Genomic DNA, 24,528 nt, shown 5'->3' with positions numbered 1-24,528 from the left:
TTAGCTTTCTGAACCGGGAATAAGGGGCTCGGCGTGGAGGCCTTCGGAGGCGAGGGCGGCTTCAAGCGCCGCGGTCACGCGCTGGGCGGCGAGGGCGGGGTCGTAGGCCGCCTGGCCGTCTCCGAAGTCGAGGGTGAAGGCGTGGGACCCGAAGCTGCCGTCGGGCTTCACCACCAGCGCGCCTTCGAAGCCGAGGCCGCGGGCGGTCTCATCGAGGACGATCTGCAGCTTCTCCGCCAGCGCCGGGTCGGCCGACACGACCAGTCGGGGCTGGGCGTCGATCTCGCGGGCCAGCGAGGCCAGGGCCGCCTGAGCCGGCGCCTCGGGGAACTTCTCCAGCGCCGCGTCGGCGATCGCCCGCGCGCAGGCCAGGGCCAGCGCGGCCGAGCCCAGCCGATGCTCATGGGCCACCTCGGCCAGCCGGGGCAGCGCCTGGTTGCAGGCTGCCGCGATCTGGCTGAGGGCGTTCGCCTGCTGGGCTGCGATGCTGGTCATGGCGGCGCGCTCGCCTTCGGCGCGGGCGGCCTCGCGCAGCTGCTCGACCTCTTCCAGCGGGTACAGCCGCTTCGGGCGAGGCGCCTGATAGGCCACGCCGCCCCTGCCGTCGAACTCGGTGTCGAAGCTGAATTTCTGGTGCGCTTCGGACATCAGTAGATCAGCTCATCGTCGCTGCCCGAACCGGCCAGCATGATCTCGCCCTTGTTGGCGAGGTCCTTGGCGACCTGAACGATGGCCATCTGGGCCTGGTCGACGTCCTTGAGACGGACGGGGCCCATGGTCTCCATGTCTTCGCGCATGATCTTGGCGGCGCGTTCCGACATGTTGGAGAAGAACATCTCGCGCAGGCTGTCCGACGCGCCCTTCATGCCCAACGCCAGCTGGTCCTTCTCGACGCCGCGCAGCAGGGTCTGAACGCCGCCAGGGTCCAGCTTGGACAGGTCTTCGAACACGAACATCAGGGCGCGGATACGCTCGGCCGCCTCGCGGTTGCGCTCTTCCAGGGCGGTGATGAAGCGGGTCTCGGTCTGGCGGTCGAAGGCGTTGAAGATGTCGGCCATCATCTCGTGGCTGTCGCGCTTGCTGGTGCGCGCCAGGTTCGACATGAACTCGTTGCGCAGGGTCTGCTCGATCTTGTCCAGGATCTCGCGCTGCACCGGCTCCATGCGCAGCATGCGCATCACGCACTCCAGCGCGAAGTCCTCGGGCAGCGAGGCCAGCACGCGGGCGGCGTGCTCGGACTTGATCTTCGACAGCACCACCGCGACGGTCTGCGGGTATTCGTTCTTCAGGTAGTTCGCGAGCACGGCCTCGTTCACGTTGCCGAGCTTGTCCCACATGGTCCGGCCGGCGGGGCCACGGATTTCCTCCATCAACTGGTCCACCTTCTCAGGCGGCATGATGGAGGCCAGCAGCTTCTGGGTCTGTTCGAACGACCCCATGATCGAGCCCGTCCCGGCCGCGCCGGACACGAACTCCACCAGGAGATCCTCGACGACCGCGGCGGTGACGTTGCCCAGCGACGCCATGGCCTGGGAGATCTCCTTGATCTCCTCCTCGTCCAGAGACTGCCAGACGTGGGCGTGCTCTTCGCCCAGGGCCAGCAGGACCACGGCGCACTTCTCCGCGCCGTTCAGGCGGGACGGGTCGATGATGTTCTTACCGGGAGAGCGCGCCATCAGGTCGTCTCATGCAGCCAGGAGCGGAGGATCGCCACGGACTCGTCGGGGTGACGTTCAACGAACTCGGAAACCTTCTTCACCGCGCTCGCCCGGACCTGACCGTCGACGCGCGCCATGTCGATGCGGTGGTTCGGATCTTCGGCGCTGGTCGGACCGGCCAGGGCCAGTTGATTGTCGCCCATGATCTGCATCGGCTGGCCGTCCGGGGCGACCATGACGCGCTGGATCTGGGCGGGCGCGATCATCGCGGGCGCGCCGTTCTTGCCCTTCTTGCCGTCGCCGCCGCCCAGGAGGGGACGGGCGACGAAGAAGATCATCAGGATGGCCACGATCGCCAGCACCGCCAGTTCGACCGCGCGCATGATGTCGTTCTTGTCGAAGCCCATCAGGGGGCTGGCCGCCTCGACGCCGCCGCTGGTTTCGGCGGTGGGGAAGCGGACGTTGATCACGCTGATCTGGTCGCCGCGATCCTGGTTGAAGCCGACGGCCGAGCGGACAAGCTGCTCGATCTGCTGCATCTCCTGGGCCGAGCGCGGCGTGTAGGCGCCGGGCTTGCCGTCCTTGCCAGGCGTTCCCGTGGCGCCATCGACGGCCACGGCCACCGACAGGCGCTTCACCGTGCCGGGCTCCTGCACCTCGGTGCGGACAGTCTTGGAGATCTCGTAGTTGGTGGTCGAATCGGTGCGGCCGCTGGACGAGCTGTTGTTGGCCGCGTCGCCCCCGGCGCCGGGAACATTGGCGGCCACCGAGGCCTGGCCGGCGCCGGCCTGGTCGTTGTCTCGGCTGCTCTCTTCGGCGGTGCTCTCCGAGCGGATCACCTGGCCGTCGGGATCGAAGGTCTCCTGCTGCACGGTCACCCGCGCCAGCTCCAGGTCGGCGGTGACGTTCACGCGGGCCTTGCCCGGGCCCACCACGCCCTCGACCAGCTGCTTCACCTGCTTGGCGATCCGCTGCTCGACCTCCGATTTGCGGCCATCGGCCTCGGCGGCCATGCCGACGTCGCCGCCCGAGAGCGTCTTGGCGTGCTGGTCCACGACCGTCACGCGATCGGGCTTCATGTTGGGCACCGCGCCGGCCACCAGATTCTGGATGGCGCGGACCTGGTCGGGGCCGGGCTCGCGGCCGCCGACGCCGATCGTCACCGAGGCCGAGGGCTGCTCGGCTTCTTCCTCGAACAGCTGGCGCTTGGGCAGCACCAGGTGCACGCGCACCGAGCTGATGCCGTCCAGGCCCTGGATCGTGCGGGCCAGTTCGCCTTCCAGGGCGCGCTGGCGGTTCAGTTGCTGGACGAAGTCGGTCTGCCCCAGGGCGTTGGCTTCGTCGAAGATCTCGTAGCCCACCGAGCCCGCCGTCGGCAGGCCCTTGCTGGACAGCATCAGGCGGGTGGAGGCGACCTCGTCGCGGGGCACCAGGATGGTCGAGCCGTCGCCCTTGACCTCGTACTTCACGCCCGCCTGGTCCAACGCGGCGGTGATGGAGCCCGCTTCCTTGAGGTCCAGGTTTGAATAGAGCAGGGACTTGGGCTGGCCCAGGTTCATGAAGACGGCGGCGGCGACGGCGGCGACGCCGGCGGCAAGGCCCAGGATGGCGGCCAGACGGCCGATCCCAAACCTCTGCAGCATGGCCGTAAACTGGTTCAAGGCCCCTCGCCCCCCCCCGACACGCGAAGGGGCGCGCCGACGCGTCCCCCCTCCAGGTAGGCAACAATTTCCCAGTCCTTGGTTAAGGGGGGGTTTAGACTTGGCTGTAGCGGAGGCTTTTCAGGTCGCGACCAGCGGTCGCAGGCGGCCCCCCGAGCTCCGCCGGATCAGGCCCGGCCGGATCGGGGCGAAGAGGCTCGCCGCCTTGGGCTGGAGCGCAATCTCGACGCCGAATCGGCATCCGCTTCGGCGGGTTGCGCTCTAGCTGCTCCAGGGCTCGAGGGCCCCATTCATCGCCAGGAGCACCGAGAAGGTCGTGTAGATCAGCACCGAAATCGTGAAGAACGTCTTTCGGGACACCGTCCACGAATCAACCCGCCTGCCGCCCTGCCACACCGACAGCAGCGCCGCGATCGTCAGGAGGCCCAGCGCCGAGGCGACCAGGGCCGAGGCCGAAGCGGTCACCAGGAGCGGGCCGGGGAAATCGTACATGAGCGCCTGGATGTCCGATGCGCCGCCGGCCCAGAGCCCGAACAGGATGAAGGACGCCAGCCACAGGCCCGCCTGCATGGTCTGGACGATGGCGGCCCGGGCCTGGATCTGGTTCTGCCGCACCTCGCGACGGTTGCGCAGCGCCAGGCCTGCGAAGTTGGCCAGCGCCGCGAAAAGGGTCAGGCCCGCCATCAGCGTCAGCGTGCTCAGTCGTTCGGTGAAGGGCGCGCGCTTCTCGGTCTGGGCGTTGATCGCGCCCCGGTAGCTCACGGCCCGACCATCCTCCATGTGGAACATCAGCCGGCTGTCGCCGAGGGTCGAGATGAAGCGGCCCTCGGCCACCGGGCCGTCCGGGACCCAGGCGCGCTCGTCACCCAGCGCACTGCGGGTGATCAGCCGGCCGCCCGAGGTGACTTCGACCTCGGATGACCCTGCGATCAGCCCCACGAAGCCTTCCAGGCCGCCGTTCGCGCGGCGGGTCGAGAGATAGGCCCCTTCGAACAGGGCGCCCGCCCGGGCCAGCGCCGCCGAGCCGGGCCGCGGGAACGTCTCAGGCCTGGCGTAGAAGTAGCGCACGACCGACTCGGGGAGAGGCCCCGCCAGCTTCGCGCCGTTCTCGCTGTTGGTGCTGACGAAGATGCCCAGACCCAGTTCGGGGATCACCATCATGTTGGAGTGGAAAGCCAGCGTATCGCCGCCGTGGCCATAGCCCTTGAAGTCGCCCGGCAGGCTGAAGACCATGAAGCCGTGGGCCCACCCGTTCACGCCGTCGGGAGTCTGACGCAGCGGCGAGCGGAAGGCCCTGGCCGCACGTGGGCCGAACACGGTCTTGCCGTTCCACTGCCCGTCGCCCAGCAGCATCAGCATGTAGCGCGCCATGTCGCCTGAAGTGGACGACGCCGAGCCGGCCGGAGCGACCTGGCCGATGTACTCATAGTCGTTCGCCGCGAAGCCGGCGTTGCGCCAGCTGTACCCGGTCGAGATGTCGTCCCTCAGCCGCTGCGGCATCGCCGCGGGCAGGCCGCGGCGCTCGGGCCGGGGTTCGCGGAACGTGGTGCGGTTCATCCCCAGCGGAATGGTGATCTCGTCCTCGACCATCCGCTCGAATGTCTTGCCCTTGCCGAAGGTCACGGCCGCGCCGGCCAGGCCCACGCCATAGTTGGAATAGCTGGAAACCAGCCCTGGCTTGCGGTCGCGGCCCGGCCGCTCCTGCCGAAGGTAGAGGTCCAGGGGGCGGATGCGTCGGGGATCGCGTTCGAACAGCTGGCCCAGCGCCCGGTCTTCGAAACCAGGCGTGTGTTCCATGAGACTGCGCACGGTGACATCGCGCGACTTGCCGGTCAGGCGGACCTTCTCGTTGAGATAGAGGTTGATCGGGGCGTCCAGGCGGATCCGGCCCGCCTCCACCTCCTTCATCAATAGGATCCAGGTGAAGGTCTTCGAGATCGAGCCGATGCGGAACAGCGTCCGGTCGGGATCCACCGGCTTGCGGGGCTCCAGGTTCGAGAAGCCGTAGCCCTTCTTCAGGACCACCTGGCCGTTCTGGACGATGGACACGGTCGCGCCGGCTACGTGCTCGCGCCGCATGGCGTCGCTCATCCAGCCGTCGACGAAGGCCTCCAGTTCCGCCGGTGCGATCGCCTGGCCGACGGGCAGTCGCGCGCCGGGAATCATGCGGGCCGGCGGCGCCGACGATTCGGCGGCCGACACGACCGGGCTCTTGGCCACGATCGGCGCCTTGGGAAACGGCGCTTCCTGCGCGGCGGCGGGCGCGACCAGAAGCGCCAGCGTCGCCAGCATCGCCTTGCCGAGGCTACGCATTGATCTTCGATCTCCCCAGATAGCTGGCGACCATATCACCTGGGTTGAGTCGTGGACCGTGATCTCGCCGCGACGAGGTGAAGCGTGGCGCAGCGCCGCAAACCCGCTATGCTTAACAGGTCGCAAGCGCCGCGTGGCGCTCGGAGGCTGAGTATGGGTGCAAGGACGTCAATCATCGCCGCGCTGGCGCTCGCCGCCGCGGGCTTCGCTGCGCCTGCCGGCGCCGCCGAGCTGTTCAACGGCAGTTTCGAGGACATCCTCAACGACTGGGCGGCTGACGCCAGCCTCTTCCAGACCCCCGGCGTGTTCGAGCACAAGGACGAGAACGGCGTCCCGGACGGCAAGGTCTACACGCCGATCCACGGCTCGATGCTGGGCGTGATCCAGGCCGGCTTCGACACCTCGCCCATGTTCATCCGCCAGACGTTCACCACCAAGGGCGGCACGTTCTCGGGCTCGGCCGCGTTCCTCGCCGAGGACTTCATCGACTACAACGACTACGGCTACGTGCGCCTCATCAGCGGCGTCGACGTGATCGAGCTGTTCTACCGTGACATCGCCGGCGGGCCCGGCGTCGGCGTCGGCGCGTTCGGCTACACCGACTGGACGTCGTTCTCCACCGTGCTGGCGGCCGGAACCTATACGCTCGAAGCGGGCGTCGCGAACGGCGTCGACGGCGAAAACCCCAGCTTCCTGCTGGTCGACGATTTCCGCATGAACGCGGTGCCGGAACCCACGACCTGGGCCCTGATGATCGCAGGCTTCGGGCTGGCTGGCGCGGCGCTGCGCCGTCGCAAGCTCTCGCCGGTTCCGATCCGCGTGGACCGCGACCGCAGACGCTAAGGTTTTCGGGCCGCCGCCGGCGCCTCGAACGCATAGAGCGGCAGCATGGGCCGCAGCTCGGCCCCCACCCAGATCTGCGGCTCGGACGGCGGGCTCATCTTCTCGGCGATCTCGCGGGTGCGCACACACTCGCGCGTGGCGTTGGCCAGCATGCCGAAGTCCCGCGCCTGGGGCATCGAGGCCAGGAAGCAGTCGTCGAAGTAAGGATACTTGTTCGCCTGGCCGCAGCCGAACGAGGTCCGGTCGGGCCTGGCCGCGGTCACCACCATGCGGTTCGACTTGGCCAGGGCCGGAACGAACACGCCCGAGAAACAGGCCGAGATCACCACCACCGTGGGCCGCTTGCCGCAGGTCCGCTCCAGCATGGTGTCGAGCACGCCGGGGGCGAGGATCCGCTGGTCCACCTGGGCGCCCTGCGGCAGCCCGTGCGAGGTGAGATAGAACAGACACCCGCCCGGCGCCTTGCCCGACACGTCCACCATGGCCTCGTAGATGGCGCGCAGATCGGCCTTCTCGGGGTTGGTGTCCTTGTATCGCTCGGGCCGGACCGAGAACTGGCGGATGTTGGCCGGCTGGAAGCCCGCCCGGCCCAGGGCCAGGGTCACGTCGCGCCGGGCGTTGTCGAAGCCTTCGGTCGCGCCGCCGTCGCTGGCGTGCCAGTCGCCGGCCACCACCACGGCCGACCAATCGGCGAACGCCGCCGCCTGCGCCCCGCCCGCCGCCGCGAGCCAGAGGGCCGCGAAGAGCAGAACGAGCCGGCGCACGCCGACTACTTCTTGTAGTTCTGGAACGGCGTCGGGATCGCGGTCCCTGTCGCCTTGGCCAGCAGCCGCCCCTCGGGGTCGTAGAGTTCGCCCTCGGTGAAGGCCACCTGACGGCCCCACTTCACCACCCGGCCGACGCCCTTGATCTTCCCCGGCGCGCCCGGCCGGAAGAAGCTGGTCTTCATCTCCAGCGTCGGCGCGACCGCGGTCATGCCCGAGGCCACCATGCAGGCCACGCTCATCGCCTCGTCCAGCATGGCGCAGAGATAGCCGCCCTGGATCTGCTTCATCGGGTTGAGCAACAGCTCGGCCTTGGCGTCGAACTCGACCTCGACCGACTTGGTCGCCTGGCTCACCGAGACCATGCGGAAGCCCAGGGTCTGCGAGCCGGTGGGCTGGTTCTTCGTGCGCTGGAACCGCGCGAGGATCGCCTCGTCGGTCAGCGCTTCGGGTTCCGCGTTGGCCGTCGTGGCCGCCACATCGGTCATACGGGCTACTTCTTCCGGAATTGGTCGAGGGAGACGACGGTGGCCTCGGTCGGCTTCGGCGCGACCGGCGCTTCCTTCGGCGCGGGCGCTTCGGCGCGCGCCTCGGGCGGGGCCGGGGGCGGCGGCTCGAACTGCAGCAGGAACTGCACCGAGGGATCGTAGAAGCGGGTGATCGCGCCGTACGGGATCGACAGGCGCTTGGGCTGGCCGCCGAACTGCAGCGTCACCGAGAAGAACGTCTCGCCGGGCGCCAAGTCCCAGTACTGGTGCTGCAGGACGATGGTCATCTCGTCCGGGTACTTGCCCAACAGGTCCTGCGGGCCCGAGACCCCGGCCGCGTCGGTCTTGAAGGTGATGTAGAAATGATGCGAGCCCGGCAGACCCTCAGGCGCGGCGGCGCGCTTCAGGGCAGCCTTCGCCACGCCGCGCAGCGCATCCTGCGCCATCGCTTCGTAGTTCATCAGATCCTGGACCGGCGGATCCTGGGCCACGCGCAACACTCCAAACCACGGAACACGTCGAAGGTAACGTTTGATGAGGGCGGTGCAAGGCCGGATGACCCCGGCCCGTCCCGAGGCGTCCTCATGACGCGCGTCGGGTCAGTCGCCGACGCGGATGACGATCTTGCCGATGTGGCGCGCGGCTTCCAGGTGTTGGAACGCGCCCAGCGCCTCGTCGAAGCCGAACACCCGGTCGATTACCGGCGAGAGCCCCGCGCCGTGCCAGGCCCGCACCAGATCCTCCAATGCGGCCCGGTCGCCGACCCCGATCGAGCGGACGATGGCGCTGCTGCCCTTGAGCGCGAAGTAGTCGATGCCGGGGTTCTCCTCGCTGAGGAACCCGATCAGCACCACCTCGCCGCCCGGGCGCACGGCGCGCAGCGACTGGGTCACCGTGGCTGGTCCGCCTACCTCGACCACGCAATCGACGCCTTGGCCGCCGGTCAGGGCCTTGCGGACGTGGCGGCCCCATTCCTGGATCTCGTTGTAGTTGACCACCTCGTCGGCGCCCAGGGCGCGCAGTCGCTCGGCCTTGGCGGCGCTGGACGTCGTGGAGATGACCCGCGCACCCATGGCCTTGGCCAGCTGGAGTGCGAAGATCGACACGCCGCCGGTGCCCAGCGTCAGCACGCTGGACCCGGCGCGCACGGGCGTCTGGCCCGACAGCGCGGTCCAGGCGGTGGTCGCCGCGCAGGGCAGGGTGGCGCCGTCCTCGAACGAGATGGAGTCGGGCAGGGGGACGACGGCTTCCTGCGACACCACCTTGTACTCGGCGAGCCAGCCGTCGGCGCCGTTGCCATAGGTCTGCATCCCCACGCCCTTGGGCGGACGGCCGCCGAACCATCGCGGGTGGAAGATGCTGATCACCCGGTCGCCGGGCGCGAAGGCCGTGACCCCCTCGCCGACGGCCACCATCTCGCCCGCCGCGTCGCTGCAGGGGATGAGGTTCGGGACCGAGTCCCAGACGTAGCGCCCCAGCACGGTGGCGATGTCGCGGTAGTTCAGCGACACGGCGCGGACGCGGACCAGCACCTCGCCGCGCTGCGGCTCGCCCACCGGCTCTTCGCGGGCGCGCAGGCTGATCATGCTGTCGGGCTGGTCGAAACGGTAAGCGAGCATGCGCAATCGTTCCCGGAGACGCCGCCCGAGTCGAGACAGCTTTCCTGGCAAGCGGAGGAGGGGTTCTGCTGACGCCGGGATCGGCAGGAAGGTGGGAGGCTTCTGTTGGCAGGCGCCTCCAAACCCTTGCCTTGCAGAAGGGAGGCGTCAGGAACCGTCGGGAGGAAGGTGGGAGGCTTCTGTTGGCAGGCGCCTCCCGGGCCCCGCCTAAGGATCTGAACCCCTAGGACTTAGGTCGGATGTCACCGAACCGCATTACGCGGCGAGGCGGACTTCCTCAGCGAAGTTATCGTTCGCATTTAGTTTAAAGACCCGGGACGGTGGGTCATGCCGAGAGAAAGCAACGCCTTTACACGTCTGTCGATGCTGATCGGCCCCGCACTGCCTCGGCGATAACCCGAGAGAAGATTGGTGGAGCCGCCGGGAATCGCACCCGGGTCCAGTCCGCTTATTATGCGCGCGTTTATCTCCATAGTCGGGCGAACCCGACGGCCCACATATAGGGGGTCGCGTTTGAAAAATCATCCCTCCCTTGATGGGGAGGGACAGGCCGCGTCAGCGGCCAGGGTGAGGGAGTGGCGATCCTCATCGACCTCGGAGTCCTGGACCCAACTTCCTCGCCATGGCGGCTCACGCCGCCTATCCCTCCCCATGAAGGGGCGGGAGAGTCGCTCGCGAAGCGCCAACGGCGGGGCCGCATTCGTGGATCGCCACCGGCCTTTCGTGGGCGGACTCACGGGTCCGAGGGCCGCCCGCTAGCCTTCGGGGACCTTCTTAAGACCCCTGGAGACACACGCTGTGAACACCTTCGGCCAAGCCGCCAAGCCCCTGGTCAACGACCTCTTCTCTAGCCTGCTGTTCGCGGGCCTGCTGATCGCCGGCGTCGATCCGCTGACCGCCACGATCATCGCCATGGCGACCGGCGTGGGCCACGTCGCCCTGATGCTGGGGTTGCGCCGCCCGATCGCGCCGCTGCAGTGGGCCAGCCTGGGTCTGGTGCTGGTGTTCGGCGCCGCCAGCCTCGTGGTGCACGACCCCCGCTTCCTGATGGCCAAGCCCACGGTGATCTACCTCGTGCTGGCCGCCTTCATGCTGCGCCGGGGCTGGATGGTCCGCTACATGCCGCCGATCGCGCGGGGCCGGGCGCAGGGGGTCGTGATCGCCTACGGCTACGTCTGGGCCGGGCTGATGGCGCTGACCGCCGGCCTCAATCTGGTCTTCGCCGTCGCGATGCCCGAGCATTGGCCGCTCTACAAGGCGATCTTCCCGATCGCGTCCAAGCTGGCGCTGTTCGGCGTGCAGTACGTCCACATGCGCGCCGCCTCGATCCGCGAGATTCGGGCCGAGCAGGCGACGCTGGCAAGCGTGGCCTGAGGTCAGGGCCGGGGCGGCGCGGTCGCCGGGGCGTCCGCGTCTGGCTCCGCCGTCGGCGCGGGCTCCCCGCCGGGCGCAGGGGCTCGTGCGTCCGGATTGGGCTTGAGCCGGCCGCCCTCGGCCAGCAGGGTGCGGTAGGCGCCGCGGGCCCCCGCGAAGCTGGCGCCCTTGGGAAAGACCACGTCGAAGCGCCCGTCGTGGCCCAGCGCCGCGCCCAGCATCGCCTCCAGAACCTCACCGACCTCGCCCACCTCGGCCGGGTCGCAGGCGCGGTGCAGGACGGCCGTCCGGCCGGGGGCCACCAGGGTCAGGTCGTAGCCGGTGCCGTCGACACACAATGCGTCGGCCAGGCCGGGCTGCTCCACCCGCACGTCGCGCGGCGATCGCCACAGCGGCAACTGCGCCAGTGCGCGGAACCGCGCCGCCGAGCCGGCGGGCAGCTGTTCGTCGAAGCCTACGCGCCGCGCGATCCCCGCCTCGCAGCAGGCCAGGCCCGCGCGCGCCTGCACGAAGGCGTCCCCGCCGCGCACGACGATCCGCGTCACCGTCTGGCGCACGCTGTTCGAGGGCCGGGTCCACAGCTCGAGGATCACCTCGTCGCCACGCACCAGCTGCCACTGCAGCGGCATCAGGCCCCACAGCCGGTATGTCGATGCGTCGATGCCATTGTCCGGGTTGGGGAGCCGCTCGCCCCGGCGCACGCGCCGACGGCCCAGCGGATCGGCGGCCTCGCTCGCCTTGGGCCGCTTGTCGTCCCACCAGGTCCTGGGGTCGGGCGCCGGGAAGGGCCATACCGCCGCCTCGGCGGCCGGCAGGTCGGGCGGCGGCGGGCGCGGCCCCTCGGGAGGCGGCTTGGCCTTGCGCGGGATCGGCACGATCAACGGAATCTGCGCCGTCGCCGGGGCCGCCAGGCTCAGCGCAAGGATCACAGTCAGGGCGGCGCGTACGGACACGCCATGAAAGAGGCGGCCGGCCCTGCGGGTTCCGCCTCGATCCTAGAAGACCTCGACGCCCCGCTGCAGCGACAGCACGCCGGTGCGCGACACCTCGACCAGGCCCAGGGGCCGCATCAGGTCGACGAACTTGTCGATCTTGGCCGACGCGCCGGTCAGTTCGAACACGAAGCTCTCGTGGGTGGTGTCCACCACCTTGGCGCGGAAGATGTCGGCGACGCGCAGGGCCTCCACGCGCTCGACGCCCGTGCCTCTCACCTTCACCAGCGCCAGCTCGCGCTCGATGCCGTTGGGGTCGCGGGTCACGTCCTGGACGTGGCGCGTCGAGACCATCTTCTGCAGCTGGGCCTCGATCTGGGCCAGCACCTGCAGCGTGCCGCGCGTGACGATGGTGATCCGGCTGGTGTGGGCCGTGGAGTCGGTCTCGGCCACGGTCAGGCTGTCGATGTTGTAGCCGCGCGCCGCGAACAGCCCGACCACCCGGTGCAGCACCCCCGGCTCGTTGTCCACCAGCACCGCGAACGTGGCGCGGCTCTCCTCCTGGTCCTTGTGGGCCAGGTCGTAGACGGAGGCGGGCTGGGTGGCGTCGGTCATGAGCAACAGGTCCTTGGCGGTCGCCGCTCAGGTGTCACAGGATAGGCGCCATCGCAACCGGAGACGCCGTATGGACCTCAACCTCACGGGACGCACCGTCCTGATCACCGGCGCCTCCAAGGGCATCGGGGCGGCGGCGGCCGAGGTGTTCGCGGAGGAGGGGTGCAACCTGATCCTCGCGGCGCGCAGCGGCGAGGCGCTGGACGCGCTCGCGGGCCGGCTTCGCAGCCAGCATCAGATCCAGGCCCGCGTGGCGGTCACCGATATCCGCGATCCCGACCAGCTCAAAGCTCTGGCGGACGCCGGCCGCGACGCCGACATCCTGGTGAACAACGCCGGCGACATCCCCGGCGGCACGCTGGAGGCGGTGGATGAGGACAAATGGCGCCACGCCTGGGAGCTGAAAGTGTTCGGCTACATCAACCTCACGCGCGCCATCTACGCCCACATGAAGGCCCGTGGCTCGGGCGTGATCATCAACGACATCGGCGCCGCCGGTGAGCGCATGGACGCCGGCTACATCGCGGGGTCGACCGGCAACGCGGCCCTCTACGCCTTCACCCGCGCGCTGGGTGGCAAGTCGCTGCGCGACGGGATCCGCGTTGTGGGCGTGAGCCCAGGGCCGGTCGAGACCGACCGCATCGTCACCCTGATGAAGACCGCGGCCCAGCGCCGCTGGGGCGACGAGGACCGCTACCGCGAGCTCATGGCCAACTATCCTCTGGGCCGCCCCGCCAAGCCCCGCGAGATCGCCGACCTGATGGCGTTCCTGGCCTCCGACCGCAGCGCCTATACGACGGGCGTCGTGTTCACGGTGGATGGTGGGATCAGCGCTTCGCCGGGGTGATCGTGGTTCCGCGGCCACACTCCACGCTCAAGGTTGGTTTCATCTGAAACACACTTTTGACGGGCTCGGCGAACGTGCTATCGGCCGCCGCCTCGAAGGAGAACGACCGTGTTGAACCGGCCTTACAGCCTGCCCGCCACCGCCAACGACCGCCAGGTCGAGGGCAAGGGCGTGCGCGCTTGGGAGGTTGGTTCGCGTTAGGTCTCAGCATCTTTGAGATCGTCCGAAAGAACCCCTCCCGGCCCGGCCGCGGAGGGGTTCTTCGTTTCGGAAGGACGCTTCTCCGCCGCGGCGGTCCGGGAGGGACGTGGTGAGTGAAGGAGAGTTCCAGATGAGCGGATTTGAAGTCATCGAAAGCGACGCCGGTCTGATCAAGGCGTGGACGCGCGGCGTCCAGGTCGAAGACAGCGCGCGCAAGCAGCTGCAGAACGTCGCGGGCCTGCCGTTCATCCACAAGCACATCGCGGTGATGCCCGACGTACACTGGGGGATGGGCGCTACCGTGGGCTCGGTGATCCCGACCGTGGGTGCGATCATCCCGGCCGCCGTCGGCGTGGACATCGGTTGCGGCATGATGGCGGTGAAGACCTCCATCCGCGCCGAGCACCTGCCGGACTCGCTGGCTGGAATCCGCTCGGCGATCGAGGCGGCCGTCCCGCACGGCCGGACCGACAACGGCGGCCGCAACGACGTCGGCGCCCACCAGGGCGACCCGCCGGCGCTGGCGGCGGCCAAGTGGGCCGAGCTCGAGGACGGCTACAAGGCCATCGTCGAGCGCGACGCCAAGGCGGCGCACCCGCGCGGCCTGGGCCACCTGGGCACGCTGGGGACCGGCAACCACTTCATCGAGCTCTGCCTCGATGAGGCAGGCGACGTGTGGGTGATGCTGCACTCCGGCTCGCGGGGCGTGGGCAACCGCTTCGGGTCCTACTTCATCGAAAAGGCGAAGCGGGACATGGAGCGGTGGTTCATCCATCTGCCGGACAAGGACCTGGCCTACTTCCCGGAAGGGTCGGAAGGCTTCGTGTCCTACATCCGGGCGGTGAGCTGGGCGCAGAAGTACGCGCTGGCGAACCGCGAGGTGATGATGGATCAGGTCCTGGGCGTGCTCCGGTCCGTGTTCCCGGACCTGGCGACTGAGGACGTGGCGGTGAACTGCCACCACAACTACGTCACCCAGGAGCGGCACTTCGGCAAGGACGTCTGGCTGACCCGCAAGGGCGCGGTGAAGGCTGGGCTCGGCGACCTGGGGATCATCCCGGGGTCGATGGGCGCCCGGTCGTTCATCGTGCGCGGCAAGGGCAACCCGGACTCGTTCTGCACCTGCAGCCACGGCGCCGGGCGGGCCATGTCCCGGGCGGAAGCCAAGCGTCGGTTCACCCTGGACGACCACATCGCGGCCACCGCGGACGTGGAATGCCGGAAGGACGCCGACGTCATCGACGAGACGCCGATGGCCTACAAGGACATCGACGCCGTCATGGCCGCGCAGTCCGACCTGGTCGAGATCGTACACACGCTCCGTCAGGTGGTGTGCGTGAAGGGATAGGGGGCCGGTCCGTGGCCCGGCGGCCACAGCGCCTCCGGATCGCGGGCCGCCTGTTAACCTGTGCCTTGCAGCGTGACCGACCCCGTGAGACACCGCCGGCCTTCTCGAACGAGAGCTATCGAATGACGACGCACAACCACACGAGCGAATGGGAGCGGCCTCCGGCCCTCGCACGCTTGCGCGCCGTCTCCGACCTGGGCGCGCGCCACCGCTGACGCGCCGCGCTCCCAAGGGCTGCGGCGCAACCCTGGGAGCTTACGATGTTCACCCGTTTTCCGGGCGGCTCGGCGAAGGCCGGGAGCCCTGGACAGACGACCCTTCTGAAACTGCTGGCCGGCGACTTCGCGCCGCGCGTGGCGGCGCTGTGGCCTGAGCCGCACACGCCGTTCCTCGCCGCGCCCGCGGTTCGGCGTCACCTGGTGTGCCTGGCCATCGCGCTGGGCCGCGACCTGTCGGCGCTGGGCGAGGCACTGCTGGGCGCACGGCTGCGCGTCGCGATTCGCCTGGTGATGGATGACGCCCCCTCCGGGCTGGAACGGGCCCTCGCGCGCGCCGGCGAGACGGCATGGGACGCGGACGCTTACCGGGCCCTGATCCGCCTGCTGGATCGCGGTCCGCCGGCGAAGGTGCTGCGTCACGCGCAGAGCCTGGACGCCGATCTGGTCCGCAGATTGGCGGGCCTGCCCGAGCCGATGGAGCCCGCGGCGGCCGTCGCTGCGGCGCTGACGCCCGAGGGCGTGATCGTCCTGCGCGAGGCCTACGACGCCCTGAGCCTCCGCGACGGTCCCGCCGCAGCGGAGGCGGCCGCGGCCGGCTGGGCGCGGGCGCCCAGCGCCAAGGCGATGTTCGAGCGCGTGCGCGACGACCTGACCCCCGAGCCGATGGCGCCGCCCCATCCCGGCACCGCCCGCCTGACGCCGCTGGCCACGAAGGCGGCGATGAAGGACGCGGCCCGGCGCTACGGCAACTGCCTGAAGGACCGGGGCTCGGACGCCGCCACGGGCTGGGCGGCGTTCTACGAGTGGCAGGGACGGCCGGGCGCGGTCGTGGCCATCACCCGCGATCACGTGTTCGGCTGGCGGATGGACGAGGCGCGTACGTTCCGCAACGCCGCGGTGCCGCCCGACGTGCGCGACGACATCCTCTCGGACCTGTCGCTGATGGGCGTTCATGTCGGGCGTAGCGGCTGGTCGCTCGACCGGCTGCTGCGAGACGACGTGGGCCGGGGCTATCGCTACTGGCCGGTCGAGGAGGACGTCGCGGAGGCGTTCGGGGACGACTAGCCCTCGAACGCCTACCGCCCGCCGCCCGGCCACTTGCCAAGCGCGGGCGGGCCGCCAACATGGGCGGCCATGTCATCCCTGCGCATGCCTCAGAGCCTGGTCCGTCGCCTCGGCGAGCCGGGCGACGCCGTCCTCCGCTATGAGCTGATGGAGGAACAGGCCAACTCGCTGGGCCGCGCCGGGCGCAAGGTGGAGGCCGCGCTCAAGGCCCTGGCCGAGCATCCGGGCGGCGAGTCGCGCGGGCCGGTGCTTAAAGCCGCGGCCGACGCGGTCTGGGGCTTCTTCGTCCAGCGCGAGGTCATGGGCCTGCGCGATCGCAACGCCGTCATCGCCCAGTATGGCATCCCCCGCGAGGTGCTGGTCCGTCTGGGCGCGCGCTGAAGATTGGGGCGCCGTAGCGGCCTCCTGCTAGGAGGGGGCGACGAAGGGGAAACAACCATGGCCATCACGCTTCACGACGCCACCGTACGCTCGTTCCTGCAGATCCTGGGCGGCGTCTCGGGCTACCTTGAGAAGGGCCGGGCCCACGTCGCTGGCGCCGGCGGCGATCCAGAGTCGCTTGTCGAGGCCCGGTTGATCGACGACATGTGGCCCTTGCGCAGCCAGGTGATCGCCACCGTGCATCATTCCTGCGGCGCCGTCGCGGGCGTGAAGGCCGGCGTCTTCCGTCCGCCGAACTGGGACGCGAAGTACGACTATGCCGGGCTGCAGAAGCTGGTCGCCGACGCCATCGTGGAACTCTCGGCGCTGTCGCCCGACGAGGTGAACGCCCTGGAGGACCGGGACCTCGTCTTCGAGCTGGGCTCGCGCCAGATGCCATTCACCGGCGCCGACTTCCTGCTGTCGATGTCGATGCCCAACTTCCAGTTCCACGCCACCACGGGCTACGACGTGCTGCGCGCTCAAGGCGTGCCGCTGGGCAAGCGCGACTACATGGGTGCGCCGCGCTTGAAGAGGTAGCGGACCTCAGGCTGGCCGTCGCGTTAGCTCGCAACGGCCGCCACCTTCGCGTTCAGCACCCGCACCAGTTCGCGGGGCGCCAATCGGACCTGCAGGCCGCGCTGGCCGCCGTTCATGAAAGCCTGGGGCAGCGCCGCCGCCTCGGCGTCGATCACCGTCGGCGCCGGCTTCTTCTGGCCGAAGGGGCTGACGCCGCCCACCCGGTAGCCGGTGACCCGCTCGGCGTCGGCGGGCTTCATCATCTCGGCCGACTTGGCGCCCAGCGCGGCCGCCAGCTTCTTCATCGAAACCTCGCGGTCCGAGGCCAGCACGACGCACGCCGGCTTGCCGTCGGCCTTCACCATCAGGGTTTTCAGGACCTCGGACGGCGGCGCGCCCAACGCCTCGGCCGCCTGCAGGCCCACCCGCTCGGCGTTGGGGTCGTAGTCGTAGGTGGCCAACGTGTACGCGACGCCGGCCTTGTCCAGGGCGAGGGTGGCGGGGGTGGTGCGGCTCACGCGCTCTCCGGAACCAAATCGTCTTATGTCGCCTTCCTTACCGAAGGGGCGAGGCGCGACCTCTATCCTCCGGCCGGGGACGTTATTTCAAGAGCGGGCATGATCAGCACTGCGCACCAACGCCTGCGCGTCGCCACGCGCGAAGACCACCAACGCCTGGAAGATCGGATCGACATTCTCCAGCGGATCGGCGTGCCGGAAAGCCGCCGCAGACTGGTTGAGGGTTTCGCCGGCTTTCATGCGGACGCCGAGATGGGGCTCGCGCCCTGGCTTTCCGACCTGCCGGACCTGGACTTCGACGCACGGCGCCGTTCGACCTGCCTGGTCGAAGATCTCGCGACAGTGGGCGGCGTCGCGCCGCGGTCGGACGCCATACGGGTCGGCGGCGTCGGCGAGGCGCTCGGGATGATGTACGTCCTGGAAGGCTCCACGCTGGGCGGCCGGGTGATCCGCAGGCAGGTGATGGCGCGCGGCGGCGACCTGAGGGGGCTAAGCTTCCTCGATCCCTACGGCGCGGCCGTTGGCGAACGTTGGCGCAGCTTCCTGGCGGTGCTGGACGCCGAGGCGCGCACCGCGGCCGATACCGAGGCCATGGTGGCGGGCGCCGTCGCGGGCTTCCGACAGGCCGCCCGGCGCCTCTGCGGTGCGCTCGCCGTTGCCTGACTCGGCAATCAACCCGTTCGACCTCGACGCCTGCGCGCGCGAGCCGATTCACATTCCCGGCGCCATCCAGCCGCACGGCGCGATGCTGGTCGCCGACCGGACGACGCAGGAGATCAGCCACGCCGCCGGCGACGTCGGCGGTCTGTTGGGGGCCGCGACCTGGATCGGCCGCACCCTGGGCGAGGTGCTGGGCGACCCGATGGCCGGGCGTCTGGCCATGGTCACCCAGTCAGGCGCCGTGAGCGGCTATGCCGGCCACATCAACGGCCCCGTTGGCGGGCTGGACGTGTCGGCCCATGTGGACGGCCCGAACCTGATCGTGGAGATCGAGGCGGGCTTCGATACGGCGATGCCGGCCACGGCGGTGCTCGGCCAGCTTGAGGCGGCGGGAGCGGCCTTCGAGCGGGCGCCGAACCTGAAGGCGCTGTGCGAGCGAGCCGCCATAGAGTTCCGGCGTCTGACCGGTTTCGACCGGGTGATGATCTACCGCTTCCTCGACGAGGGGGCGGGCGCTGTCCTGGCCGAGGACGTGGCCCCGGGGATGGCTTCGTTCCTCAACCACCACTTTCCGGGGTCCGACATCCCGGCCCAGGCGCGGGCGCTCTACGTCCGAAATCTGGTGCGTGTGATCCCCGATGTCTTCTACCAGCCCGCGCCGCTGGCCCCAGCGTGGGCCGCCGTCGAGCCGCTGGACATGAGCGACTGCGCCCTGCGCTCGGTCTCGCCGGTGCACATGCAGTACCTGCGCAATATGGGCGTGGGCGCGTCAGCGTCGGTGTCGATCGTCAAGGACGGCGTGCTGTGGGGTCTGATCGCCTGCCATCACCGCGAGCCGCGGCTGATGCCCTACGACATCCGCGCCGCCGCCCGCGCGCTGGCCGGCGGCCTGGCCCGCCAGGTGCGCGCCAAGGAGGAGGCGGAGGCCTATCGCGAACGTCTGCGGCTGCGCGGTCTTGAAGACGAAGTCACCGCCGGGCTGGTCCGGGCCGGCGGCTTTGATGCGAACCTGCCAGAGGGCGTCCACGCGCTGCGTCGGATGCTCGACGCCGACGGCGTTGCGACCCTTCGGGCCGGCGACCTGCACATCGACGGCGCCTGCCCGCTCGAGAGCCAGATCCGCGACTTGGCCCGCTGGGTGGTCGAGCAGGGACCGGAGCCGGTCGTCACCGAGCGTCTGGCCGAGGCCTATCCCCCGGCATCCCAATTCCAGTCGCTGGCCAGCGGCCTGCTGGGCCTGGTGGTCTCGTGTGATGAACCGTTCGTCATCCTCTGGTTCCGCGCCGAGCAGGTCGAGGTCGTCAACTGGGCCGGCAACCCGCACAAGGCGGTTGGCCTCGGGCCGGGCGAGACTCTGACCCCCCGCGCCTCCTTCGAGGCTTGGCGCGAGACGGTCCGCGGCCGATCCCGGCGCTGGACCCTGGCCGAGGCCGAAGCGGCCCAGCGTCTGCGGAGCAGCCTGCTCGAGGCCCGCAGCCACCGTCGGCTGACCGAACTCAACGTCCGCCTGACCGAAGCGCTGGGCGAGAAGGACGGACTGCTTGAGCAGAAGCAGCTGCTGCTCAAGGAAGTGAACCACCGCATCCAGAACAGTCTGCAGCTGGTGTCCAGCTTCCTGGGGCTCCAGTCGCGGGCGATGGGCGACCCCACGCTGCACGAGGCCTTCGAGGAGGCGCGCCGCCGCCTCCAGGCCGTGGCGCTGGTGCACCGCCGGCTCTATCGCGCCGACCAGATCGAGACCGTGGATCTGGGCCGCTACCTGGAAGAGCTGATCGCTGACATGAACGACTCGATGGCGCGTGAGTGGGCCGGTCAGATCAGCGTCGATGCGGCGCCGGTTCTGGTCCCGACCGACCGCGCGGTGACGATCGGCCTCGTGGTCACCGAACTGGTGATCAACGCCAACAAGTACGCCTACGGCGGTAGCCCGGGCCCGATCGAGGTGAGCCTCGAGGAGCACCGGGCTGATCTGCGGATCATCGTGGCCGACCACGGCAAGGGGAAACACGCGCCCGTCGAAGGCTTCGGCAGCCGCATGATGTCCGCCATGGTCCGCCAGCTCGGTGGCGAGCTCATTTTCGGTGACAACGCGCCCGGCCTGCGCGCGATCCTGACCTTTCCGGTGTCGCCGGCTCTGCCGGCGGAATAGCGATTACGCCGGGCCTTCCGCAGGATACGACGGCCGCTCATCCTCGATCGACCACCAGGCCGCTTTCGACGCGGTCTGGATGTGAAAGCCGATCGCGAGCCCGTCGCCGTCGCCGTCCAGCGTCCCCACGCGCAGGCGCAGGGTCTCGGGCGTTTCGTCGCGCTGGCTGAAGAGCGGCCCGCCGCACGTGCCGCAGAACACCCGTCGCTTGCCGGACGAGGCCCGATACTCGCGCATCAGGTCCTCGCCTTGCAGCCAGCGGAGGCTCGCGGCAGCCACCGGCGCATTCGCCCCGAACGGCCCGCCCTGCGCCTTGCGGCACTGGCCGCAGTGACACAGCTGGATCGGGGCCAGCGGCCCCGCCACCTCATACCGGACGCCGCCGCAGAGGCAGCCTCCGGTCAGCAGCTGCGCCATCAGACCAGTCGCTTGCCGGCGTCGTCGATGATCGAGCCCAGGTCGCGGGATTCCTCGGCCATGATCATCTCGTTGTGGGCCTTGCCGGACGGGATCATCGGGAAGCAGTTCTCTTCCTTGGTGACCCGGCAGTCGAACAGCACCGGCTTCCTCACCTCGATCATCTCGCGGATCTTGTCGTCCAGTTCGTCAGGATGCTCGGCCCGCAGGCCCACGCCGCCGTAGGCCTCGGCCAGCTTCACGAAGTCGGGCATGGCGGCCGAATACGAGTGGCTGTAGCGCTCGCCGTGCAGCAGTTGCTGCCACTGCCGCACCATCCCCATCCACTCGTTGTTGAGGATGAAGATCTTGATCGGCAGGTCGTATTGGATCGCCGTCGACATCTCCTGCATCGTCATCTGCACCGAGGCGTCGCCGCCGATGTCGATGACGAGGGCGTCGGGGTGCGCCATCTGCACGCCCACGGCCGCCGGCAGGCCATAGCCCATGGTGCCCAGGCCGCCCGAGGTCATCCAGCGGTTGGGCTCCTCGAAGCGGTAGAACTGGGCCGCCCACATCTGGTGCTGGCCGACCTCGGTGGTGATGTAGGTGTCGCGGTCCTTGGTCAGCTCATAGAGCCGCTGGATGGCGTGCTGCGGCTTGATCAGCTTGGCGTCCGGCTTGTAACCGAACGAGTTGCGCGCCCGCCAGGCGTCGATCTGGGTCCACCAGGTCTTCAGCGCGGCCTTGTCGGTCGAGAGGTTGCGGCTCTTCCAGGCGGCGATCAGGTCTTCCAGCACGCTGGCGGCGTCGCCCACGATGCCGATGTCGGCGCGAACGTTCTTGCCGATCGAGCTGGCGTCGATGTCGATGTGGATCTTCCGCGAGGTGGGCGCGAAGGCGTCCAGGCGGCCGGTCACCCGGTCGTCGAAGCGGGCGCCGATGGCCACCATCACGTCGCAGTCGTGCATGGCGTTGTTGGCTTCGAAGCTGCCGTGCATGCCCAGCATGCCCAGCCACTTGTTGTCCGACGCCGGGAAGGCGCCCAGGCCCATCAGGGTCGAGGTGGCCGGCGCGCCGGTCAGCTCGGCGAACTCGCGCAGCAGCGCCGAGGCGCGCGGGCCCGCGTTGATGACGCCGCCGCCGGTATAGAGGATCGGCTTCTTGGCCTTGGCGATCAGAGCCACCGCCTCGGCGATCTTGCCGGCGTCGCCCTTGGTGCGCGGGGCATAGTTGTGGCTGTGCTTCACCTCGGTCGGGCCTTGGTAAACGCCCTTGCCGAACTGCACGTCCTTCGGAATGTCGATGACCACGGGGCCGGGCCGGCCCGAGGTGGCGATGTGGAACGCCTCGTGGAAGATCCGCGGCAGCTCGGCCACGTCCTTCACCAGGTAGTTGTGCTTGGTGCAGGGGCGCGTGATCCCGATGGTGTCGCATTCCTGGAAGGCGTCGGTGCCGATCAGGTGAGTGGCGACCTGGCCGGTGATCACGATCATCGGGATCGAGTCCATCAGCGCGTCGACGATCCCGGTGACCGCGTTGGTGGCGCCCGGGCCGGAGGTCACCAGGACGACGCCCGGCTTGCCGGTCGAGCGGGCATAGCCCTCGGCGGCGTGGGTGGCGCCCTGCTCGTGACGGACCAGCACGTGCTGCAGCCGCGGCTCGGCGAACAGCGCGTCGTAGATCGGAAGCACCGCGCCGCCCGGATAGCCGAAGAGGACCTCTACGCCCTGGTCGATGAGGGCGCGGACGACCATCTCGGCGCCCGAGATGGTGGTGGCTTCGGCTTCGATCGTCTGGTGGGCGGTCATGGGGTGGGCCTGGGCTGAGATAATAAAAAAGGCCCGCGAGGGGCCTGGTGCAAGCGACCGGTCGGTCCTGACATTGAAGTCAGTCCGCTACGGTCGCCATACGAGTACAAGAGTGTTGCGCACGAGATTTCCCGCGATTGATGGGAAAGGCGTGTCGCATGCCCCGCTCAGGCCGTCAAGCCGGGGTTCAGCGCAAGAAACTGCCTCCAATGGTCGCGGGAGTCCAAGCCGGCGAGGCGGGGCCAGTCCGCCATCTGCCCGCGCATCCACGTCGTCTGGCGTTTGGCGTAGCGGCGCGTCTCCTGCTGGGCGGCGGCGAGTGCGGTCTCCAGCGAGGCTTCGCCGCGCAGGTGGGCGGCCAGTTCGCGCACGCCCACGGCCTTCATCGCCGGCAGGTCGGGGGCGAGGTTGCGGGCCATGAGGTCGCGCACTTCGTCCAGCGCGCCGTGCGCGATCATTGCGGCCAGTCGCGCATCGCAGCGCGCGTAGAGCCCATCCCGGGGCGGATCGATCGCCACGGCGGACCATGAGCCGGCGGGCAGGGCGCCCTGGGCACGGGCCTGGTGATCCGTGAGCGACGTCCCGGTGGCGACATAGACCTCCCACGCCCGCGCCAACCGCTGGCGGTCGCCGGGCGCGATGCGGGTCGCGGCGGCCGGGTCCGCGTCTGCGAGGCGCGCGCGAAACGCCGCTTCGCCCATCGCCTCGAACTCGGCGCCCACGGACCGGCGCACGTCGGCGGATACGGCGGGGATCTCGGCCAGGCCGTGGGTCAGGGCTCGGAAGTAGAGGCCGGTGCCGCCGACCACGATTGCGTCGCGCCCTCGCGCGGCGATTTCGGTCAGTGCCGCGTTCGCCGCCCGCTGCCAGCGGCCCACCGACCAACCCTCGGCCGGATCCACCATTCCGAACAGGTGGTGCGGCGCGCGGGCGGCCTCTTCGGGCGACGGTCCGGCGGTCAGCACCCGCAGGCCCGCGTAGAGCTGCATGGAGTCGGCGTTGACGATCTCGCCGCCCACAGCCTCGGCCAGAGATAGCGCCAGGGCCGACTTGCCGCTTGCGGTGGGTCCGGCGATCAGCCAGATGCGGCCCGTCATGGAACTCGTCCTCACCCTCGTCAGTCCCGACGCCGCCACCGCGACCCTCGCCGCCGATCGCGCGAAGGCAGCGCTCGCAGGCGCCGGCGTGGCCGTCAAGGCGCCCCAGCCGCTGGGCGACGGCGCGTTCGACCTCCCGATGCTGGGCGACCGCGACGCGGTGGAAGCTGTCGTCGCCACGGAGCTGGACGGCCTGCCGGTCGATGCGTGCGTCCAGGCGGCGACGGGGCGGAAGAAGCGCCTGCTGATCGCCGACATGGACTCCACCATCATCAACGTGGAGTGCTTGGACGAACTGGCCGACTTCGCGGGCCTCAAGGCCGAGATCAGCGCCATCACCGAGCGCGCCATGCGCGGCGAACTGGCTTTCGAGGGCGCGCTTCGCGAGCGGGTGGGCATGCTGAAGGGGCTGGCCACCACCGCGCTCCAGCAGGCCTACGATGAGCGCGTGCGTCTGAACCCCGGCGCGCGGACGCTGGTGCGCACCATGGCCGTGAACGGCGCCCGCTGCGCCCTGGTGTCGGGCGGCTTCACCTTCTTCACCAGCCGGGTCGCCGAGGCCGCCGGCTTCCACCTCAACCGCGCCAACACCCTGATCGAAGAGGGCGGCGCGCTGACCGGCCAGGTGGGCGATCCCATCCTCGGCAAGGAGGCCAAGCTGGCGTCGCTGCAGGAGCTCGCGGCCGAGATCGGTGCGCCGCTATCCGCCACTCTGGCCGTCGGCGACGGCGCAAACGACCTGGCCATGATCGAGGCCTCGGGCCTGGGCGTGGCCTACCGCGCCAAGCCGATCGTCGCCGCCCAGGCTCACGCCAAGGTGGACCACGCCGACCTCACTGCGCTGCTCTACTTCCAGGGCTATCGCGAGGGCGAGTTCGTCCGCGACTAGAGCGCATCCCGCCGAGGATGAGCCACCGCAGGCGACAAGGATGCGCTCCAGCAGGAAGACGACGAGCCCGTTTCTCCCGCTTGGCTTGATTCAAGCCGAGCGGGACGGGCTCTAGAGCGTGAC

General features: G+C 69.6%; 24 protein-coding genes and 1 other RNA gene. 10 read left to right on the top strand and 15 right to left on the bottom strand.

The window, feature by feature from the left end; genetic code table 11:
- The 4 genes from ACQ66R_RS06380 to ACQ66R_RS06365 all read right to left on the bottom strand — a co-directional run bounded on the left by ACQ66R_RS06380 (window position 1) and on the right by ACQ66R_RS06365 (window position 5,632).
- Window positions 1-648: a flagellar assembly protein FliH gene (locus tag ACQ66R_RS06380; RefSeq protein ID WP_430420251.1), complete on the bottom strand. Its 648-nt coding sequence runs from the start codon at window positions 646-648 to the stop codon at window positions 1-3.
- On the bottom strand, window positions 648-1,676 hold the full coding sequence (gene fliG, locus ACQ66R_RS06375; protein WP_430420249.1) for a flagellar motor switch protein FliG: 1,029 nt from the start codon (window positions 1,674-1,676) through the stop codon (window positions 648-650). The genes ACQ66R_RS06380 and fliG overlap by 1 nt, the downstream gene beginning before the upstream one ends.
- Window positions 1,676-3,319 carry a flagellar basal-body MS-ring/collar protein FliF gene (fliF, locus tag ACQ66R_RS06370; RefSeq protein WP_430420247.1) on the bottom strand — a complete coding sequence of 548 codons (1,644 nt, stop codon included), beginning with the start codon at window positions 3,317-3,319 and terminating at the stop codon, window positions 1,676-1,678. Before fliF ends, fliG begins: the two co-directional genes overlap by 1 nt.
- Window positions 3,320-3,580: 261 nt before the next feature.
- Window positions 3,581-5,632 carry a serine hydrolase domain-containing protein gene (locus ACQ66R_RS06365; protein WP_430420245.1) on the bottom strand — a complete coding sequence of 684 codons (2,052 nt, stop codon included), beginning with the start codon at window positions 5,630-5,632 and terminating at the stop codon, window positions 3,581-3,583.
- Between the two features lie 153 nt (window positions 5,633-5,785).
- On the opposite strand from ACQ66R_RS06365, the gene ACQ66R_RS06360 reads away from it, so the two are divergent.
- On the top strand, window positions 5,786-6,475 hold the full coding sequence (locus ACQ66R_RS06360) for a PEPxxWA-CTERM sorting domain-containing protein (RefSeq protein WP_430420243.1): 690 nt from the start codon (window positions 5,786-5,788) through the stop codon (window positions 6,473-6,475).
- On the opposite strand, the gene ACQ66R_RS06355 is transcribed toward ACQ66R_RS06360, so the two are convergent.
- The 5 genes from ACQ66R_RS06355 to ssrA all read right to left on the bottom strand — a co-directional run bounded on the left by ACQ66R_RS06355 (window position 6,472) and on the right by ssrA (window position 9,875).
- Complete coding sequence (locus ACQ66R_RS06355; RefSeq protein WP_430420241.1) at window positions 6,472-7,239, bottom strand: C13 family peptidase; 768 nt, start codon at window positions 7,237-7,239, stop codon at window positions 6,472-6,474. The genes ACQ66R_RS06360 and ACQ66R_RS06355 overlap by 4 nt on opposite strands.
- Before the next feature lie 5 nt (window positions 7,240-7,244).
- On the bottom strand, window positions 7,245-7,727 hold the full coding sequence (locus tag ACQ66R_RS06350; protein ID WP_430420239.1) for a PaaI family thioesterase: 483 nt from the start codon (window positions 7,725-7,727) through the stop codon (window positions 7,245-7,247).
- Window positions 7,728-7,732: 5 nt separating this feature from the next.
- Window positions 7,733-8,188, bottom strand: a complete 456-nt coding sequence (locus ACQ66R_RS06345; protein WP_430426231.1) for an SspB family protein — start codon at window positions 8,186-8,188, stop codon at window positions 7,733-7,735.
- Window positions 8,189-8,326: 138 nt separating this feature from the next.
- Complete coding sequence (locus ACQ66R_RS06340) at window positions 8,327-9,346, bottom strand: zinc-dependent alcohol dehydrogenase family protein (protein ID WP_430420237.1); 1,020 nt, start codon at window positions 9,344-9,346, stop codon at window positions 8,327-8,329.
- A 167-nt stretch (window positions 9,347-9,513) separates the two neighbouring features.
- Window positions 9,514-9,875: a transfer-messenger RNA gene (gene ssrA, locus ACQ66R_RS06335) on the bottom strand.
- A gap of 269 nt (window positions 9,876-10,144) precedes the next feature.
- On the opposite strand from ssrA, the gene ACQ66R_RS06330 reads away from it, so the two are divergent.
- Entirely contained in the window at window positions 10,145-10,720 is a 576-nt protein-coding gene (locus ACQ66R_RS06330) for an inner membrane-spanning protein YciB (protein ID WP_430420235.1), read from the top strand.
- 2 nt (window positions 10,721-10,722) lie between these two features.
- Here the strand turns inward: ACQ66R_RS06330 and ACQ66R_RS06325 are convergent, their stop codons facing one another.
- Both ACQ66R_RS06325 and ilvN read right to left on the bottom strand, forming a co-directional pair.
- The gene (locus ACQ66R_RS06325) at window positions 10,723-11,673 is read right to left on the bottom strand and encodes a hypothetical protein (RefSeq protein ID WP_430420233.1); all 951 of its coding nucleotides are present in this window, start codon (window positions 11,671-11,673) and stop codon (window positions 10,723-10,725) included.
- 42 nt (window positions 11,674-11,715) lie between these two features.
- Complete coding sequence (ilvN, locus tag ACQ66R_RS06320; protein WP_430420231.1) at window positions 11,716-12,267, bottom strand: acetolactate synthase small subunit; 552 nt, start codon at window positions 12,265-12,267, stop codon at window positions 11,716-11,718.
- A 70-nt stretch (window positions 12,268-12,337) separates the two neighbouring features.
- On the opposite strand from ilvN, the gene ACQ66R_RS06315 reads away from it, so the two are divergent.
- The 5 genes from ACQ66R_RS06315 to ACQ66R_RS06295 all read left to right on the top strand — a co-directional run bounded on the left by ACQ66R_RS06315 (window position 12,338) and on the right by ACQ66R_RS06295 (window position 16,906).
- Window positions 12,338-13,114 (top strand): SDR family oxidoreductase, encoded by a 777-nt coding sequence (locus tag ACQ66R_RS06315; RefSeq protein ID WP_430420229.1) that lies wholly within the window; start codon window positions 12,338-12,340, stop codon window positions 13,112-13,114.
- Window positions 13,115-13,445: 331 nt separating this feature from the next.
- On the top strand, window positions 13,446-14,663 hold the full coding sequence (locus ACQ66R_RS06310; RefSeq protein WP_430420227.1) for an RtcB family protein: 1,218 nt from the start codon (window positions 13,446-13,448) through the stop codon (window positions 14,661-14,663).
- A 260-nt stretch (window positions 14,664-14,923) separates the two neighbouring features.
- Window positions 14,924-15,946, top strand: coding sequence for a hypothetical protein (locus ACQ66R_RS06305; RefSeq protein ID WP_430420225.1), 1,023 nt, complete (start codon window positions 14,924-14,926; stop codon window positions 15,944-15,946).
- 69 nt (window positions 15,947-16,015) lie between these two features.
- The gene (locus tag ACQ66R_RS06300) at window positions 16,016-16,327 is read left to right on the top strand and encodes a DUF6665 family protein (protein WP_430420223.1); all 312 of its coding nucleotides are present in this window, start codon (window positions 16,016-16,018) and stop codon (window positions 16,325-16,327) included.
- Window positions 16,328-16,384: 57 nt separating this feature from the next.
- Complete coding sequence (locus ACQ66R_RS06295) at window positions 16,385-16,906, top strand: DUF1993 domain-containing protein (RefSeq protein ID WP_430420221.1); 522 nt, start codon at window positions 16,385-16,387, stop codon at window positions 16,904-16,906.
- A 23-nt stretch (window positions 16,907-16,929) separates the two neighbouring features.
- Here ACQ66R_RS06295 and ybaK read toward each other — a convergent pair whose 3' ends face one another.
- A complete protein-coding gene (ybaK, locus tag ACQ66R_RS06290) occupies window positions 16,930-17,403 on the bottom strand; it encodes a Cys-tRNA(Pro) deacylase (protein ID WP_430420219.1) in 474 nt (157 codons plus the stop codon).
- A gap of 99 nt (window positions 17,404-17,502) precedes the next feature.
- Between ybaK and ACQ66R_RS06285 the strand changes: the two genes are divergently transcribed.
- Window positions 17,503-18,066, top strand: coding sequence for a biliverdin-producing heme oxygenase (locus ACQ66R_RS06285; RefSeq protein ID WP_430420217.1), 564 nt, complete (start codon window positions 17,503-17,505; stop codon window positions 18,064-18,066).
- On the top strand, window positions 18,059-20,212 hold the full coding sequence (locus tag ACQ66R_RS06280) for a histidine kinase dimerization/phosphoacceptor domain -containing protein (protein ID WP_430420215.1): 2,154 nt from the start codon (window positions 18,059-18,061) through the stop codon (window positions 20,210-20,212). Before ACQ66R_RS06285 ends, ACQ66R_RS06280 begins: the two co-directional genes overlap by 8 nt.
- A 3-nt stretch (window positions 20,213-20,215) precedes the next feature.
- On the opposite strand, the gene ACQ66R_RS06275 is transcribed toward ACQ66R_RS06280, so the two are convergent.
- From ACQ66R_RS06275 to miaA, 3 genes are all read right to left on the bottom strand, one after another.
- Complete coding sequence (locus ACQ66R_RS06275; protein WP_430420213.1) at window positions 20,216-20,629, bottom strand: GFA family protein; 414 nt, start codon at window positions 20,627-20,629, stop codon at window positions 20,216-20,218.
- Complete coding sequence (locus ACQ66R_RS06270; protein WP_430420211.1) at window positions 20,629-22,419, bottom strand: acetolactate synthase 3 large subunit; 1,791 nt, start codon at window positions 22,417-22,419, stop codon at window positions 20,629-20,631. The genes ACQ66R_RS06275 and ACQ66R_RS06270 overlap by 1 nt, the downstream gene beginning before the upstream one ends.
- 167 nt (window positions 22,420-22,586) lie before the next feature.
- Window positions 22,587-23,516, bottom strand: coding sequence for a tRNA (adenosine(37)-N6)-dimethylallyltransferase MiaA (gene miaA, locus ACQ66R_RS06265; RefSeq protein WP_430420209.1), 930 nt, complete (start codon window positions 23,514-23,516; stop codon window positions 22,587-22,589).
- Between miaA and serB the strand changes: the two genes are divergently transcribed.
- The gene (serB, locus tag ACQ66R_RS06260) at window positions 23,515-24,405 is read left to right on the top strand and encodes a phosphoserine phosphatase SerB (RefSeq protein WP_430420207.1); all 891 of its coding nucleotides are present in this window, start codon (window positions 23,515-23,517) and stop codon (window positions 24,403-24,405) included. The two genes, miaA and serB, sit on opposite strands and share 2 nt — an antisense overlap.
- The last annotated feature ends 123 nt before the right edge of the window (window positions 24,406-24,528 follow it).

This window comes from Phenylobacterium sp. (assembly GCF_965284355.1).
Taxonomy (GTDB): domain Bacteria; phylum Pseudomonadota; class Alphaproteobacteria; order Caulobacterales; family Caulobacteraceae; genus Phenylobacterium.
The sequence above is the reverse complement of the archived record's forward strand: the minus strand, read 5'-3'. Positions and strand labels throughout refer to the sequence as shown.